Raw genomic sequence first — 17,143 nt, 5'->3', positions numbered from 1 at the left:
GCAGGGCCAGGCCAGCCCTCGGTCAAAAAGTTCAAACTGATACACTACCTTAATTTTCAATACTTTTTTGTATGTTGGGAATAATTGTCATTTTGAAGTTTAATAATCGTCATGCGCAAATTCCTCTTATTATCTCTGATCGCATGTGCTGCCAAAGCATCTGCGCAAACCTTTAACCCGGTCATTCCCGATATGATCGCGGACCCCAGTATAGTGAACCTGAACGGCACCTATTATTGCTATGCTACAACCGACGGATATGGAGGCGGACTTTCCCTGTCCGGACCAGCGGTAGTATGGAAGTCGAAGAATCTCGTGGACTGGAGCTTTGAAGGGAAATGCTTTCCCGCCACTAACGGACAGCTTTACTGGGCGCCCAGCAAAGCCGTGCCCTCCGGAGGAAAATATTACCTGTATCCTACGCTGAATACACATATCTATGTTGCCGTAGCCAATAAGCCGGAAGGTCCTTTCAGGCTGGTGAACGGGGCAGATACCCTGAAAGGCCCAACAGCGCCGAAACCACTTGTATATGTGGATGGGCCTAAAGGAACAAAAGGCATAGATGCGGAAGTACTTGTTGATGACGATGGACAGGCATACATGTTCTGGGCACAAAGGGGAGCAGCTAAGCTGAATAAAGATATGGTGTCGCTGGATACAGCAGTACATGTGATCCAGACAAAGCGCAAAGGCTATTCTGAAGGTCCCATTGCTTTTAAAAGGAAAGGCATCTATTATTACCTCTACACGCTGGAAGGGCATGAAAATTACAAATATGCCTATGGCTACAGCAAGACATCGCCCCTGGGACCATACACCTATCCTGAGAACGATATTATCCTTGCCACAGATACTGCAGCACATATTTATGGTCCCGGCCATGGTTGTGTATTCAATGAACCGGGGACTGACAATTATTACTTTGCCTATCTTGAATTTGGAATAGGAAGCACAAACAGACAGGTATGGATAGATAAGCTGGAATTTAACCCGGATGGTACTATCAGACCGGTAAAGCTTACACATAGAGGAGTAGGAAAAGCAGGGAAGGGACTCAACCTGGCAGCAGGCGCAAAAGCAACAGCCTCCAGTGCAATGACAGATCTTGTAGTAAAGCCTATTGCACTGCCTTCACTACGCAGAACAGAGACCTATGCTCCGGCTAATGCGACTGACAATTCCAATGGTACCCGCTGGATGGCCATAGCTGCCGATACTGCAGCGGTGTTCACATTAGACCTTGGTGGCATTAAAGCAATTAACCGCACCGAAGCCTATTTCGTCAGGCCAACAGCCGGACATGCCTATCTGCTGGAATATTCAGCTGATAGCAAAACATGGCACAAATACGGCGGACATACAGATGCCAGGATACAATCCCCACATATTGACCGTCTTGCCGTAAAAGCAAGATACCTGCGGTTATCCTTCCTTCAGGGTACACCAGGGTTATGGGAATTCAAAGTCTATTAAAAAGATTTCAGCAGGTCACAGACCGACACGCCGTTTCTCAAGCAAAAAGGATTAGGCCTCCAACGAACGCCTTCTCTCAAACAGAAGAGTTTGGCTTCCGGCCCCCTCTCTCAACAAAAAAGGTTGTGCTGAAGGCACAACCTTTTTTGTTTTATTATTAAAATCATTTTACGCAGTTGCAACGGGTTCTTCATTATCCTTTGCAATCTTCACTTTCTCTTTTCTTAGTACACGTGAATAAAGAGATAACTTCGGATTGAAAATGAAATTAAAGATCAATTTGCTCCATGACTGGTGAGACAGCAGTGAATCATAATACGAAGGCGCTTTACTTTTAATCAGCGGCAGCTTGTTCCACGGAATAGAAGGAAAGTCATGATGCTCGTTATGATATCCCACGTTAAAAGCTACTTTATTCAGCGGACCATAATAGCTGTAAGTCTCCTGCACAGGATCCAGTGTCAGGTAGTGCTCCTGTATCCAGCGGGCGCCCAGCGGGTGTAAGCCTACAGAGAAGAAGAAGCTTGCCAGCATATAAACGAAAGCCTTAGGACCTATAAAAACGATCACAGCTACGTTGAAAGCTATCTGTATGATCCAGTTAATGGCTACCCAGCGGTCAAACAGGGCGATATTCAGCCTTGCTGTACGGGTTACCTGGAAAACCGGGAAGAACAGAAACCAGAGCATTTTATTGAACGGGTTGTTGCTTATCAGTTTTGCCTCCCAGAAATCCGGCAGGTCAGCATCCAGGTCATGCTCACCCTGGTGGGCATGATGTTTCAGGTGATAGCGCTGAAAAGATACAGAGCTTGCGAAGATATGCGGCAGATTGGCCAGGATCCCTGCCAGCAAATTGGGAACTTTCCTTTTGAAGAGCAATCCGTGACTGGTTTCATGGATCATTACCCAGAGTGCATGACTGATAAAGGCTCCTGCTATATAGGCAACCGGAAATACCAGCCACCAGGACATATCCTGCAGCCACCAGGAAATGCCTACCTGTGCACCCACCAGGCCAATGATCATAAAAATAGTGTAGGGATTTTTCCCTATCAGTTGTTTTACCTCCGGATGCTGCTTCAGTATCTGTCTAACTCTTACATGATGCGGGTTCGGTTCATTGCTCCATGTAAAATCAGTGGGCTTGTTACTCATTCTCTATCTACAATTAACTTTAAATGATTAAAGGAAAACTTTTATACGGTAAGTTGCGGTACGGACCTTTAGGAACCCGCTATACATCCAAAATTCTGAGTTTCATGATGCTTCTTCTCTATCTTATTAACAGTGCTGATAACTCCATTCCTCCCTGCACAGACCTCAACGTAAGATCCGGCGTTTAGGTACAAGGCAATAAAAAGGAGGGCCTTTCTATCGTTTTATCGCATAAGAAGTTGACTTTATACGACTAAACTAAGTAAAGTTTTGCATATATACATCATGATTTATGTCAGGGACCAGGATAACCGCCCTTTTAGCCCGTGATAAGAGGGTAAGATATTTGTATGAAAATTGTTAAAATTTAAGGTTATGCCGAAAGAAAGTGCAGGCATCCTCTTGTACAGGAAGCGTTTATCCCGGCTGGAAGTCCTCCTGGTGCATCCCGGAGGACCCTTCTGGGCCAGGAAAGATGCAGGGAGCTGGTCAGTCCCTAAAGGAGAATACCCGGCAGATGAAGAGCCCAGGCTTGCAGCCGTCCGGGAATTCAGAGAAGAAACAGGATATACCCCCTCCGGTAAATTCATTCAGCTGACCTCTATCCGGCAAAAGGGACATAAAACAGTACATTGCTGGGCGGTGGAAGGCCATTTTCAACCGGAAGAGCTTGTCAGTAATACCTTTGAGATAGAATGGCCCCCGCGGAGCGGGAAGAGTAAGGAATTCCCTGAAGTGGATAAAGCCGCCTGGTTTTCAATCCCTGAGGCAAAGGAGAAGATCAATGAACGGCAGGTCAGTTTCCTGGAAGAACTGGAACGGGTTGTTGACCAGCGGTAGAAAAACTAGCTTTGCACTAACATTGTCAGATAAGGATGGATTTTCATCCGCTTTTACTTATCATTACAAACTATACATGTTTGCTATGATCCGGACCTTATTACTCATCTTATTATCTGCTACCAGTGCCATCGCCCAACCTCTTATCCCTACTGTAAAAGATGTCGGCGCCACACAGATGCCTGAAAAAATAGCACCGGTAAAAGCCCCCTTTCCCATGCCTTCTTTCAGAAAACCCCAGTTCCCCTCATTGGCGATAGATATACGTGACAAAGGCGCAGCCACTGCTCTGACAGCTACAACTGCCATTCAATCTGCCATAGATGAAGTAAACAGGAAAGGAGGCGGTACGGTTGTCATACCTGCCGGAAAATGGAAAACAGGACGCATAAGCCTGAAATCCAATGTAAACCTGCACCTGGAAGAAGGAGCAGAACTATGGTTCAGCGGAGAGATAGAGGATTACCGTCCGGCTGTCTTTACCAGGAATGAAGGAGTTGAGGTCATGTCACTCGGGGCATGTATCTATGCCGACGGACAGGAGAATATCGCAGTGACAGGAAAAGGAAAGCTTGTAGGCCCACCGGCAGGTTGCCCTGTAAGGGAAAGATTCATGAAGGCAGACGTAATAGAAAATGTCATCCCTCATAATATCCCTGTTGCCGAACGGGTGTATGAAGGATATAACGGAGAAGCTATCTTCCTGCCTATGTTTATTTCTCCCATTAACTGCAAAAACATACTGATCGAAGGCATCACCCTGGAAAACTCCCCGTTCTGGAACATTGTACCTGTGTATTGTGACGGCGTTATTATCCGTGGAGTGACCGTCAACTCCGTCGGTATACCAAGAGGAGACGGAATTGATATTGAATCCAGCCGGAATGTACTCATAGAATACTGTACGCTGAGTTGCGGGGATGATTGCTTTACAATGAAAGCCGGTCGCGGGGAAGATGGATTACGGGTGAACAAGCCTACAGAGAATGTAGTGGTAAGATATTGCCTGGCCAGGCAAGGGCACGGGGGAATCACTGTAGGAAGTGAAACAGCCGGTATGATCCGCAACCTCTATGTGCACGATGCCGTGTTTGACGATACCGGCGTAGGTATACGGTTTAAAACCAGAAGACCCAGGGGCGGAGGCGGAGAGCATCTCTACTATGAGCGTATCCGCATGAACCTGCGTGAAGATGCTTTCCGGTGGGACATGCTGGGCAGCAGGATGTATGTAGGAGAGCTGGCAGACAGACTGCCGGCCAGGGAAGTCAACAGACTAACTCCTGTATACAGGGATATTCATGCAAAAGATATCATTATAGAAAAATCCAGGACCTTTGTCAGGATTGATGGTATTCCTGAATCGCCGCTGACAGGTTTCGATCTTGAAGACGCCGAGGTGAACTGCAGGAATATCATAATATGCCGGGACGCAAAAGACATCAGCATCAAAAATACTGTTGTACATAGTGAAGAAGAACAAATGACTTTTACTGATACCAGGAATCTGTCATTTGAGAATGTGAATGTCATTTCAGTAACGCCATAAAAAAAGTGGGGATCGTCGATCCCCACTTTTCATGTAGATTCAGGTTGTTTTAAAGCTGTCTTTTTCCGGATGACCATCTTTCTTATACCGCATTGTATCCTTCATATACCATTGATTCTGCCCCTGGATCATCACGCCCAGGTAATGAGCAAAAGCACGTACTGTATCTGTATAAATGCCATAGTCCGGTACCTCTTGCTGCATCCGGCAGATAGTCTGTACGTCTTCGTCATGAATAGCCATAGCCCTGGTATGCGCCTCTTCCAGTGACAGGTTATATTCATGCTGTAAGACCAGCACCAGGTTGAGCGGCTCCCGGCCGATATCCTTTAACAACGAATAGAAGTCATTACACCAGGCAAACACCCTTGCTGCCAGCCGGTACAGTTCCTTCATATAATCGCTGTACATGATCTCGTCCGGCAAACAGCCTCCCAGCTGCATTTCTATGAGATCAAGATAAGCCTGGACCCCAATGGTCTTTTCCCTTAGTTCCATGAAATACCTGAGAGAAGGGAAGTGCATAACGCCTTTGTAAGGCACTTCTTCCTGCATGCTGGCTATCCAGACGCTTACATTCTGTATAAACCTTCTGATCCAGTAAGCTGGCATCAGGCTAACCAGGGAATCTCTGATACCGGCCAGGATAGTGAAGAAAGGCGTCTCTGAAGGATCCGGATCGCTGCCCTTAAGTATCTCCATGGCACGGTCATGCAGGTAGCGAAGCTCTGAAACGGTTTTAAATTCAAAGAAATCATCGAAGATGGTGCCCCACAACATAAACTGTCCTGTTACCCGCAGATGGGCGTAGGTAGGCATGTCCGGAAGACAGCGGGCGCTGATCTTCCCGAAGTTGCTCAGCTGGTACTTCAGTCGCATTTTTTCGGGAAGGAAGGAGAAGTCCTGTTCCAGCCATTTATCGGTATCTTCCTTGATGGCGGCAGACCATGAACTGATAGCAGCGGGAAAAGTATATCCCGGCAAAGGCAATGATGCTAAGTTTGTCATATAATAGAGGTTTGGTTCTGCAAGAGATTACAGTGCCAACCGTACCTACTATAATGCATACTATGCATTATCCCTCCTTGCCGAAAAAGCCGGACCGGAGCTGGTAACAATAAGTGTCGGAGTTTCCCCTTTGGAAACTAACAGTACATAGGTTTATACCCGGATATTGAGGATCTCTGTTATACTTTTTTGCAGTTCATGAATGGTATACGGTTTCCTCAGAAACAAAGCAGCTCCGGCTTTACTTACTTCATATCTCAAGAGGTCCGAATTCTCTGAGGATGCCATGATAACAGGAACATCCAGCAGGCGTGGATCGTGCTTAAGCTCTCTTAGAAAGTCCAGGCCGCTCTTGTCGGGCAGCTGAACGTCCAGTATAATGAGGTCAGGAATATTATTGATCGCTTTCTGCATACCGTTTGCCGCGTCGGCAGCAGCATCTATACGGGTGCATCCCAGTTGTTGCAGGCATTTGATGCCGTATTCACGGGTCATTGTGTCATCTTCTATCAGCAGGATATTCCTGCCGGCAAGGATGATGGGCAGGGAAGCGGACGGGAAAGGGAGCAGGTTATGGCTCTGCGGATTAGAGATATCCCTCACTTTGACAGGTACTTCAACCGTAAAGGTAGTGCCTTGTCCCTCGGCACTGTTAACCATGATCTCGCCATACAGGAATTCCACATAACGTTTGGTAAGTACCATCCCTACTCCATAGCCTTCTATCAGTTCATTTTTTTCTGATACATACAGGCTGCTGAATAACCCGGTTTCTTTCTTTTTGCTCATACCTTTGCCAAAATCCCGGATCTGGAAGGTGAGTACGGATTGATGAGCGCTGACATTAAACTCTACAAAAGCATCATTGTAACTGAACTTAATGGCGTTCGACAGGATATTGGAAAGGATAACGGTAAGTTTGTTCCTGTCAGATTCCACCCATTGGGGTACATCTGCGTCTACTGCCAGTTTGATGATGATGCCTTTCCTGTTGGCCAGCGAGGTATAGGCATTCTTAATATCTGCCAGCCAGTTCCTGGTTTCGATCAGGTTGTTCTCATGAATATCATATTTACCCGCCTCTATCCTGGAAAGGTTCAGACCGTTCCTGACAACGTCCGCCATCGTTTTGGCAGCAATCTTCATCACTTTAAGATCTTTCTGTTTTATTGTAAGCGTATCTTCTCCGGGTTTGTCGGTTTTATATTTATCCAGCGCATTGAGGATCGCTTCGAGAGATTTGTTGATCTCATGATTTGTTTCCCGGAGAAAGCTCGTTTTATTTTCACTTGCCCGTTGGTTTTGCTGTACAAAGAACATGACAACAATACACGTCAGGGCAAAGATCACCCCATCTGCCAGCCATTTGATCATTTCATGTTCACCGGTGGTGAATGAAAAGGGCTCTACAAGGTGGAAGTAATCGTTGATGTTGAGCAGTGCCATGGAAATGAAAGCTACAAGCAAACCGATGCCCCTTGCTTTCAGGTCATTAAAAATAAAGACAGCGGTAATTCCCAGGGCAATGGAGAGCATTTTAATAGGAATGCCTTCTCCGAAAAGCATACCGAAGTATACGGCTGCCAGGTTTTGTGTGGCCAGCATGACAAGCGCCGCCTGGAAGTAGTGTCTGTAATAGTTCAATACAAGTGCGGAAAAAAAACATGCAGCTTCTATCAGACCCGGTACTAAGATAGGCTTATGTGTGGTGGCTGTAAGTATTGGTGACAGCACCAATGCGGTACCGCCGGTTACAAGGCTGAGGGTGTTGACCAGACGGATGCTTCTCCTGGTTTCCGAAGGAATGCCCGGTCTGACGCCTAAATCCAGTAATTTCTTTAAACCTTTGAGGGACGAATTCATGTTGATAAGGGTATTAAATCAATGGGTAGCAAAACCTGAAGCGGTTAAAGCACGCTGTTCTAATATACGAGTTTATTATAAAAGAAAATTATGATAGTGTATCAATTTAAATTTTTAGCCGGTTGCAAGCCCCCAATTTCCCCATTCAAAAAGTTATCAGCCACAGGTAGCGTAAAGCAAACTCCCTCTCAAAAATCCCCTTCATTCAGCCGCGCGCAGCGTAAAAAGAACTGCTCAAATAACTGGGTTTTGCCGAAGTGAAACCCAGTTATTTGAGCAGTTCTTTCAACTTTTTTCTAAAAGAACTTCAATTGTTTGGCCTGATTTTTACAGCATATTAATTAATAAACTAATTCTCATGCTATGCAAACTATTCTGGCACTTACAGACTTCTCAGCCGTAGCCTCACACGCAGCAGCATACGCCGCAAACCTGACCCGGCATTTCCACAGCAAACGACTGATCCTGCTGAATGTTTACCCCACTACAGCAGTAGCTGTGGGAGTCCCCGTTATTCCTGAAATGCCCGTCATAGAAACCAATACCGACGAATTCAGGCAAAAGAGCATAGAGATGCTGGAAGAACAACAGAACAGCCTGAAGCCGCTGGCAGATAGTAATACCGTTATCGATACAATAGCCGAAGTGGAATCACTGGAAGAAGTCGTGAATACGCTGGCAAAAGAAGAGGGGGTAGACCTTGTGGTAATGGGCATTACCGGGAAAAGCAATCTTGAAAAGATACTGGTAGGCAGCAGCACTATCCGTGTACTGGAACATACTAAAGTACCATTGATCATCGTACCAGCAACAGCTGATATAACAATCCCTGAAAAACTCTTGCTGGCTATAGATTTTGAGAATGTAAGGGAAGGAGAGGCTTTGTCTTTAGCTGTACTGCTGATAGACCGGTTAAGGCCGGAATTATTTGTGGTCAACGTGACAAAAGGAGAAGGATATTCTTCTGCAACAGAGCAGGACATAAGATATCTGCATCAGTTGCTGGATGGATACAATACCTCTTTTCATTATATAGAGAATAAAGAGGTAGCAGATACGATCACCTCTTTTGCACAACAGCATAATATACCAATGATCGTAGCAGCACATCATAAGAGAAGCGGTATTTCATCATGGTTCCATAACAGCGTTTCAAAAAAGCTGGCATGGCATTGTGAAGTGCCATTGTTGATATTACCCGATTAGAACCGGGTTTTTAATGTTTATATTGTTGATAATCAATTGAAAATAATTCTGTTGACCTCATCTCCTCCGGAATTTGCCTTTCCCGGTTGTGCCGGAAACGTTTAATCCGTATATTTGCATTCTCCCATTAAATCACTACACTACTCCCATTGAATAACTTATTGTAAATTAAGCAATTGTGTTGCTAGAACGGCACAGGTCGTTTTGTCATGCGAATTGTCATGGCTTTACCCTGTACGTCATAATCTAAGAGGATTTAATACTATAATATATGGATAAGCTTAAACTGAAATTACAGGAGTACTATCAGCGCTGTCAGCAACAGGAAACCCGGACTAAAAGTCGTAAGGATCAGGCTGGAGGCGCCAGTGTGCTGGAGATGGAAAGTGATATTCTGCTACAGTTCGGCTTGCCTGCATCCAAGCGGTTTGTGCAGATACTGCATGACTTTGTTAGCCACAGCCAGGTAAATGATCATCTGATCGACTATGTGAGTAAAAAACTGCGTACCGCGGCCAGTAAATACCTGCTGGCGCCCGTGGTATCAGATATTGATCAGCTGGAACAGGCCAGAAGCCAGAAACGCAGCCCTTATGATCTGTTGCCGGAGCTGGGGTACCCTGTGAACGATTACACCGTCTTTCTTACCGGAGAATTACTGTACAGGCGCAACATACCTGCGGCAGATATCCTGGAAGAACTGAAAAAAGCACAATATGCAGAAGCATGGGAAGATATACTGCTGTTAAGCAGGATCATCAGTTATACCACGCATGAGTTGTACAACAGACTGAAAAAACAGGAACTGAGATTCATAGATGAATTTATACAGCATGCCCGCAAAAAAGACGAAGCCAGGGTGGTACCGGCTGACAGAAAAGCTACGCCGGCTACAGAAGGATATACGCCTAATTACCGCGTAATCAGTAAAATACAGGTAGAAGACATTCTTTTTGAGGAGAATAATGCACTGAGCATTGTAGGAAAAATGAAAGCAGGTTCCCGCTACAGCCGCGTTTCCATCGGAATGGATTTCACACAGCTGAACCAGTTACTGCTCAGCAGCGGAGAGCTGGGAACTCAGATCAGCAATTATATCAAAAAAAAGAAGGCCGCATTAATGAAAGAACAGGCCGCCGTAATAGATATCCGGGTTGAGTTCGGACAGGTCTTACAGCTGGATAACTGCTACCTGGAAGTGTACAAGCCGCAGCATAAGTCCAGGGGGAAATGGATAGAAAGCAAAGATAGCTTTTACCTTCTGGAGAAGATACTTTCAAAGAAAGAGTTTGAAAAGAGAAGTAAAGAACAGGATGTAAGGCAGAAAATAGAAGAATGCCTGGAGCTCATAGGGGGGGCCTATGGTTATTACCAGCGGATGCGCAAACTTGGGATCACAGACGATGAAGCGAAGCTGAGAGCAGGACTGCAGGATGAACTGTTGTTTAAATTATCAACCTTCCTTCATAAACTGAGGGATTAATAGAAAAAAATAACAGAAAAGGTCTCGTTAATACGAGACCTTTTTTATTAGTTGGTTTCTGATGAAAAATAGTTGACTGTATTAGATACTAATAACAGCCACTTTCTTTATTACTACGTGCGAATTGTTTCCCCCTTTAATAAGTTTCAGTCAATAACAGTTTTACAAATGTCTTTTCGCAAAGAGAACCCCTCACCCCCAAGCCCTCATACGGTATTGTATGAGAAGCCTGGAAGTAAAGGACAACGTGCTTTTGCTTTTATCAACACAAAAATACGATGGGAAAATATCCTTTAGGTTAACTCCTTGTTAAAGAGAAAGTTAACTGCTTGTTAATGGGAACAGGAGGGGCTGTCTCCCGCAGCTCGTATATGGTATAACGTTGTTAGGAGTGCTTACTGTTTGAGATAAATAGCTTCTACGAGGTATTTATACGGTGCATACATATGATGCACAAAAATATTTTTACCATCAAAATGATACGTTGCATGATAGGCGCTATCCGCATACAGGACTATCGGCGCACCAGCTGGCGTATAATTATGACTTTGTACAAAGCCAGGAGGCCGGTAACCAGGCATAGACTTCCTGACCTGTGAAGCCAGCATTTTTCCCAGCAGCCTTTGCATACGCCGGCTGGCTCTTTTAGAGCTTCTGTCCATACGGCCATAAACATACCCTATAGCCAGGCGTGCTATCAGCTTTTGCTTCCTAAGCCCTTTTTTCACGTTCATGAAAGGGTTCGGAACGTTAAAATCCCTGGTGGTCTGTAATGAGAAAGGAGTTTCCGGTACCCAGTCAGCCGTATTCACAACCCTGAAGCCCCAGCCGTTACGGGTAATATAATCATAGTCATAAGCATAGTACAGGTTACCAGGTTTCGGAGCGGCGCTGCAATAGGTTTTGAAGGTCAGGTTTTTGGGAAATCCCGGTTCGTCAAGGTATTCAAGATAGGAGCGGAGCAGGAAACAGATAGCGGCGCCCTGGCTATGTCCGGTAATGATAAAGTCACGTATGCCTTTCTCATAACATTCCCTGATATGTGCAGTAATATCCGCCGCCATACTTCCCAGCGCCAGTGTCCAGCCCGCATGCACGTATGCGTTATTGTCACGTGCAAGCTTATATCGGAAAACGGTAGTATCATTCAGTCGCAGACTGCCTATAGCAGGTATCATACCCGCATGGAAGTTCTCCATCCAGGATTCCTTATTGCCAACAGTACCACGTATACTTATAATAGCGATGTTATCATGCTGGATCCAGAGGTCCCAGCGGTTATGCAGGCCCGTTTCCTCAGACCTGTATACAAGCTTTGTACCTTCAGGAATAACAGGCTCTTTGCGCGTCCATGGAGTATCAGCATGGAGGAAATCCACGTTCAGCGTTTCGAGGTATTCCTCAGCGTTAAATCCTGGCTGAAGGTGCTGTGCTGGCAGCAGAACGGGGAGAAAAAGAAAGAGTATCCCAAACAGGTAATTGCATCGAGTCATAGATCCGCGGCATTATATAAATAAAAATAGCCCATAGTTTACAGATTTCTGTCTACTACGGGCTATTTTTTATTAGTAACCTGCCGTTAACGGCTTACTATTGATAAAGTTGTTCTGTACGGCCGATGCTGCCATCTTCACCCATACCTTCTATCACTACACGGAAACGTCTTGTAAAGTCGTTGTTGTAGAAAGATATTTTAGCGGTATGCGTCAGCGTATCTGCAATCAGGTTCGGATTCCAGTAAAGGGTCAGGCGCTTATCCTGCAGGATATGGATCTCTTTACGAACGGTATAATCCGGTGCATAGAATTCCTTCATGATATTATAACCACCTTTCCTGTATTTTTCAAAACCACGTGTATCCACATCGTTTTTGCTGTCACCGCCTTTCCTGGTATATACAGCGATAGCGCCGCTGCTACCACCAAAACCACCTACGAAAGTAGGACGAAGTACCTTGATGAAAGCCACATCACCGATATTGATGTTGTTCAGCATGCTGATATTGGTTGGCATTTCGTTCAGGAACAATACCGGCGGACCGCCACGCCACTGAAGGGTAGGATTGCCCGGTTCTGTGGTGTTGATGGTCAGACCCGGAACTTTTGACTGCAGGTACTGGAAGATACCAATACTGCCCGCCTCGTCCCTGGTAAGGTCAAAAGCATAACCATCACCCTGTGCAAACATACCGGAAGAATAACGTTGTTCAACAGTCTGGGCTTTGCTCAGACGTTTTTCACGCACGTTCACCTCTTTCAGGAAAACCGGTTTATTTGTGATAGATTTATTTACAGCGTTGTTCTCTGATACGGTAGACAGGTAGCTGCGCAGTGCAGTATTGTCCAGCACCTCAGGCTCCCTGAAAGGATAAGGCAGTGTCAGCTTTTCGTTCTTCTCGAAGAAGTGAGGCTCAAATACCACATTTACGTCTTTCCATGCTTTGTTAGGATCATTGGCACGATAGAATACGTTGATGGTATCTACAAACTGGAAGTGGTCCACAGCAAATTCACCCTTATCATTTGTAGTTACGGAAGAGAACGCAGTCGTGGTATCTACCGGTTGTTTCAGGATAAAGTCCACTTTACCATTCGACAACGGAGCCGCACCCTTGTTTGTAGTAGCAACACCTTTCAGCAACAGGCCCTGCTCATAGGGGAACCTGATCTCAGGCATATAGTTATGCAGGATCTTTTCCCAGCTGAACCTTCTCCAGCCGTTGGTCATCATAATGAGGTCCAGACCGGTCAGGGTAGCAGGGTCCAGATCTTTGAAGTACTGTCCCGGATTATTAATATATCCTTTCAGATCAGATGTAAGGAGCAGGTTGGACAGGATGTTGTTCTCATCCTGATCTTTCAGTATCTGGTCAGCATCTGTAATAGATACTGAAAGGCTTGTCAGCATGGTATCAGGCACTTTCACCTCGATAGTGTTTTTCTGCCTGGGCTGAGTATTGATAGAAGTGTTCTGCAATGTCAGTGGCAGCATGTCGTTCTTCCTTACAAAAGCCAGTCGCTCTGCCATTGGCAAACCATCACTGTTAAAGATGGTCAGCTGTACAATACCGGATGGCAGCTGTGCTGTTGGTATAAAGCCGCTCATCTGGCCTTCCGCTGCATTAAGTTTAGCTTTGTACACAACGTGCTGGTGCATCTGGGCAACTACCATCATGTTATTGTACATCGGATTATCTTTCGTCGCAGGTAAGGTTTGATAGAAAATGCGGGTGCCTTTATTGAAGACTTTAAGACCAACACCGGTTGTTTTTACTACAGGTAACAGAACGGTTTTCTGCTGTCCTTTGGATGTCTGGACAAGTGCCTTATAAGTATCGCCGGCAGCAGGGGTAAGATCAAACATACCCATACCGTCGCGGGTAGTTTTTACCAGGGCAACGGTCTCTCCTTTGAGGTTCTGAACAATACCATTTACCTCCAGTGGATAACCCTGCGCATCGATGGCTTTGAATGCCACGCGACCAGCAACACCGGCAATCATATTACCACCTTCCGGGAAGAACTGTACAGCAAATTCATTGCTGACAGGTTTAGTGGCAGCAGGAGCCGGTTTCAGCGGGTCAAATATTTCAATGTTCTTGTAGAAAAGGTATTCAGCGTCGAAGTTCAGCATCCACGCAGTATATGCACGGAGCTGATACTGGCCCGCTTTCTGGCCCTCGGGCAGCTCAAATGCACCAGCACCGGTAGCTCCACTGACAGAAACCAGCTTTTTCATTACCACATTCCCGGTCTTATCTACCAGCTCCACATAGAGGTTGGTGGCAGACAGGGAAGGTTGACCCTGTAGTAAAACATAAGCTTTGAACCACATGGTTTCCCCCGCGGCATAGTAATCTTTATCCAGGTGCAGGTAAACCTTTTCCTGAGGAAAGCGTTTGCTGTACTGCTCCAGGGCTTGAGTGATCTTATCCTGCCATTCATCGGCAGGGTAAAATGCAAGGGTGGCAGTGACACCCATCAGGCAGGCGGGCAGCAGCCACTTTAAACGTTTTCTTTTTTTAGATAACACAGATTGCATGTGGAACAACTTTTAGCGACAATATAGTATCAAAAATTATAATATGCAAAATAGAAAGAAAAAAATATATATGCAAATAATGTTATTGGTATTTAAGAAATTAGAATGTCCGGGCTTTGATTTATTATTGCTGCTGAAATGAACACCGGTTAAAATCCGGTTATACAAGAATATGATAAACAACAGATTAGTAATTATAGGTGGTGGAGCAGCAGGTTTTTTCTGTGCAGTTAACGCAGCAAGGCTACATAGTACATTGGAAGTCATATTACTAGAAAAAAATAATAAACTTTTATCTAAAGTGAAAGTTTCCGGCGGAGGAAGGTGTAACGTAACACATAATGCCCCTGATATATTATATATGTCCAAACGCTATCCGAGAGGACAGCATTTTGTAAAAAAGACCTTCAGCCAGTTCTTCGTGCCGGATACCATTGCCTGGTTCCGGGAAAGGGGAGTAGCCCTCAAAGCAGAAGCTGACGGCAGGATGTTCCCTGTTACCGACAATTCACAGACCATTATCGACTGCCTTTTAAAAGAAGCAGACCGCTACGGAGTAAAGATCCATATCAACACCGGGGTAAGAAGCATACAACGGCGGGAGACCGGCTGGGAATTGCAGCTGGATAACGGAAACATAATGAAGACAGATTATGTATGCGTCGCCGCCGGCGGATACGCCCAGGCAGATAAGTTTGCCTGGCTCCAGGCTACCGGTCACCAGGTCGTACCTCCATTACCATCCCTCTTTACATTTAATATGCCCGCTAACCCAATAACTACTTTAATGGGAGTAAGTGTGGAAGAGGCACATGTGAAAATAGCAGGCACTAAACTCCAGGAACGCGGGCCATTACTTATAACCCATTGGGGAATGAGCGGCCCCTCCATATTACGTTTATCCGCATGGGGAGCCAGGGAACTGGCGGCCCTGCAGTATAATTTTACCGCGGTCATTAACTGGCTGCCGGCATTCAACGAGAACAGCCTGCGGGAAGAAGTACAGGAATTGCGATTTTCCCTCGGTGGACAAAAAGTATATCATAAAAATCCTTTCGGCCTGCCACAACGTCTCTGGCATTTTCTGCTTCAACAGTCTGGACTTACAGAAGAACATCGCTGGGCAGATATGCCGGCAAAGGAACAGAATAAACTGATCAGGCAATTAGTGGCAATGGAATGCCCCGTAAAAGGAAAGACCACTTTTAAAGAAGAATTTGTAACCTGTGGGGGCATACAGCTCTCTGAAATAGATCCGGGCACCATGGAAAGCAAGCTGGCGCCGGGATTGTACTTTGCCGGCGAAGTGATGGATGTTGATGGCATCACCGGTGGATTCAATTTTCAGCATGCCTGGACCAGTGGATGGATCGCTGCCCAAAGCATAAAAAGCTTATAAATAGTGAACTCCCGGTGCGTATTCCTTATCAAGTGATCCCAGCAGAAAGTCAAAGTCGGCCGGATTTTTCACAAAATCAACTTTGGTCATATCTATCATCAGCGTACGCACAGGATGCTGTTTGATATACTGCATATACATTTCATGTACATTCTCCAGGTATTCATCAGCTATCTGCTGCTCATAAGACCGGTTACGGGTCCTGATATTCTGCTGTAATCTGGAAACAGGAGCGTTCAGGAAAATGAGCAGATCAGGTTGCACCAGTTGCGGATTAATTATCTCAAACAGTTTCTGGTAAAGGTTATATTCTTCTTCTTTAAGATTGATCTTCGCGAAAAGCAGGCTTTTAATGAAGAGGTAATCTGATATAACCAGCCGGCTGAACATATCCTGCATCTGCAGCATATCTTTCAGTTGTTTGTAACGCTCCGCCATGAAGAAAAGCTCAAGAGGAAAAGCATATTGCTGGGGCTTTTCGTAGAATTTAGGCAGAAAGGGATTATCTGCAAATTCTTCTAGGATAAGCTTTGCGTTGAAATGTTCTGCCAGTTTGTTGGCCAGTGTTGTTTTACCTGCTCCTATGTTGCCTTCTATAGTAATATATCTGTATTGCATGTATCAGTTAGTGGTCGGGTGTTCAAATTTACGGGCAGGCAGTTTATCTGTACATAGCGCCAGAAGTTCGGTAATATCCTTATGCAGAACGGGATGCTGCCAGTGGGGCAGTATTTCCTGCAGCGGTACAAGTACAAACTGACGGTATTGCATCTGGGGATGAGGGATCTTCAGCTCAGGAAGGTTAATGATCTCATCATTAAAGAAGATGACGTCTATATCTATTACCCTGGCGCCCCATTTCTGACGGCGGATCCGGCCAATATCATGTTCTATGTCCAGTACAGTGCGCAGGAGCGTCAATGCGTCCAGGGGAGTATTTACCAGGAGGGCCTGGTTCAGGTAATCCGGTTGCTCTGCAACGCCCCATGCAGCTGTTTCATAAATGGCTGAGATCTTTTCTACCCTGCCCACCTGTTCATTTATCTGATCAACTGCCTGGCGGAGATGCGCTGTACGGTCGCCCAGGTTACCACCTATAAGTAATATTGCTTTATTCATG

Annotated in this window: 13 protein-coding genes; 6 read left to right on the top strand and 7 right to left on the bottom strand. The window is 45.5% G+C overall.

Going from position 1 to position 17,143, the window contains the following annotated elements; translation table 11 throughout:
• Positions 1–111 precede the first annotated feature (111 nt).
• Positions 112–1,476 carry a family 43 glycosylhydrolase gene (locus GO493_RS13055; RefSeq protein WP_157306623.1) on the top strand — a complete coding sequence of 455 codons (1,365 nt, stop codon included), beginning with the start codon at positions 112–114 and terminating at the stop codon, positions 1,474–1,476.
• A 168-nt stretch (positions 1,477–1,644) separates the two neighbouring features.
• On the opposite strand, the gene GO493_RS13050 is transcribed toward GO493_RS13055, so the two are convergent.
• Positions 1,645–2,634 (bottom strand): fatty acid desaturase, encoded by a 990-nt coding sequence (locus tag GO493_RS13050; RefSeq protein WP_157306622.1) that lies wholly within the window; start codon positions 2,632–2,634, stop codon positions 1,645–1,647.
• A gap of 375 nt (positions 2,635–3,009) precedes the next feature.
• Between GO493_RS13050 and GO493_RS13045 the strand changes: the two genes are divergently transcribed.
• Positions 3,010–3,474, top strand: coding sequence for an NUDIX domain-containing protein (locus GO493_RS13045; RefSeq protein WP_157306621.1), 465 nt, complete (start codon positions 3,010–3,012; stop codon positions 3,472–3,474).
• Entirely contained in the window at positions 3,419–5,023 is a 1,605-nt protein-coding gene (locus tag GO493_RS13040; RefSeq protein WP_232538833.1) for a glycoside hydrolase family 28 protein, read from the top strand. Before GO493_RS13045 ends, GO493_RS13040 begins: the two co-directional genes overlap by 56 nt.
• 39 nt (positions 5,024–5,062) lie before the next feature.
• Here GO493_RS13040 and GO493_RS13035 read toward each other — a convergent pair whose 3' ends face one another.
• Positions 5,063–6,031, bottom strand: coding sequence for a terpene synthase family protein (locus GO493_RS13035; RefSeq protein ID WP_157306619.1), 969 nt, complete (start codon positions 6,029–6,031; stop codon positions 5,063–5,065).
• Between the two features lie 153 nt (positions 6,032–6,184).
• Positions 6,185–7,894: an ATP-binding response regulator gene (locus GO493_RS13030; protein ID WP_157306618.1), complete on the bottom strand. Its 1,710-nt coding sequence runs from the start codon at positions 7,892–7,894 to the stop codon at positions 6,185–6,187.
• A gap of 363 nt (positions 7,895–8,257) precedes the next feature.
• Here GO493_RS13030 and GO493_RS13025 point away from each other — a divergent pair, with 363 nt between their 5' ends.
• Positions 8,258–9,100, top strand: a complete 843-nt coding sequence (locus GO493_RS13025; RefSeq protein WP_157306617.1) for a universal stress protein — start codon at positions 8,258–8,260, stop codon at positions 9,098–9,100.
• Positions 9,101–9,371: 271 nt separating this feature from the next.
• The gene (locus GO493_RS13020) at positions 9,372–10,583 is read left to right on the top strand and encodes a hypothetical protein (RefSeq protein ID WP_157306616.1); all 1,212 of its coding nucleotides are present in this window, start codon (positions 9,372–9,374) and stop codon (positions 10,581–10,583) included.
• A gap of 395 nt (positions 10,584–10,978) precedes the next feature.
• On the opposite strand, the gene GO493_RS13015 is transcribed toward GO493_RS13020, so the two are convergent.
• Positions 10,979–12,076 carry a lipase family protein gene (locus tag GO493_RS13015; RefSeq protein ID WP_157306615.1) on the bottom strand — a complete coding sequence of 366 codons (1,098 nt, stop codon included), beginning with the start codon at positions 12,074–12,076 and terminating at the stop codon, positions 10,979–10,981.
• A 97-nt stretch (positions 12,077–12,173) separates the two neighbouring features.
• Complete coding sequence (locus tag GO493_RS13010; RefSeq protein WP_157306614.1) at positions 12,174–14,624, bottom strand: MG2 domain-containing protein; 2,451 nt, start codon at positions 14,622–14,624, stop codon at positions 12,174–12,176.
• 172 nt (positions 14,625–14,796) lie between these two features.
• On the opposite strand from GO493_RS13010, the gene GO493_RS13005 reads away from it, so the two are divergent.
• Positions 14,797–16,023 (top strand): BaiN/RdsA family NAD(P)/FAD-dependent oxidoreductase, encoded by a 1,227-nt coding sequence (locus GO493_RS13005; protein ID WP_157306613.1) that lies wholly within the window; start codon positions 14,797–14,799, stop codon positions 16,021–16,023.
• Here the strand turns inward: GO493_RS13005 and GO493_RS13000 are convergent.
• Both GO493_RS13000 and folK read right to left on the bottom strand, forming a co-directional pair.
• A complete protein-coding gene (locus GO493_RS13000; protein WP_157306612.1) occupies positions 16,018–16,641 on the bottom strand; it encodes a deoxynucleoside kinase in 624 nt (207 codons plus the stop codon). The genes GO493_RS13005 and GO493_RS13000 overlap by 6 nt on opposite strands.
• 3 nt (positions 16,642–16,644) lie before the next feature.
• Positions 16,645–17,142, bottom strand: a complete 498-nt coding sequence (gene folK, locus GO493_RS12995; RefSeq protein WP_157306611.1) for a 2-amino-4-hydroxy-6-hydroxymethyldihydropteridine diphosphokinase — start codon at positions 17,140–17,142, stop codon at positions 16,645–16,647.
• Position 17,143: the final 1 nt, after the last annotated feature.

Origin of the sequence: Chitinophaga tropicalis (genome assembly GCF_009758205.1) — a bacterium.
Classification (GTDB): Bacteria; Bacteroidota; Bacteroidia; order Chitinophagales; family Chitinophagaceae; genus Chitinophaga; species Chitinophaga tropicalis.
This window is presented reverse-complemented; position numbering and strand designations above follow the sequence as displayed.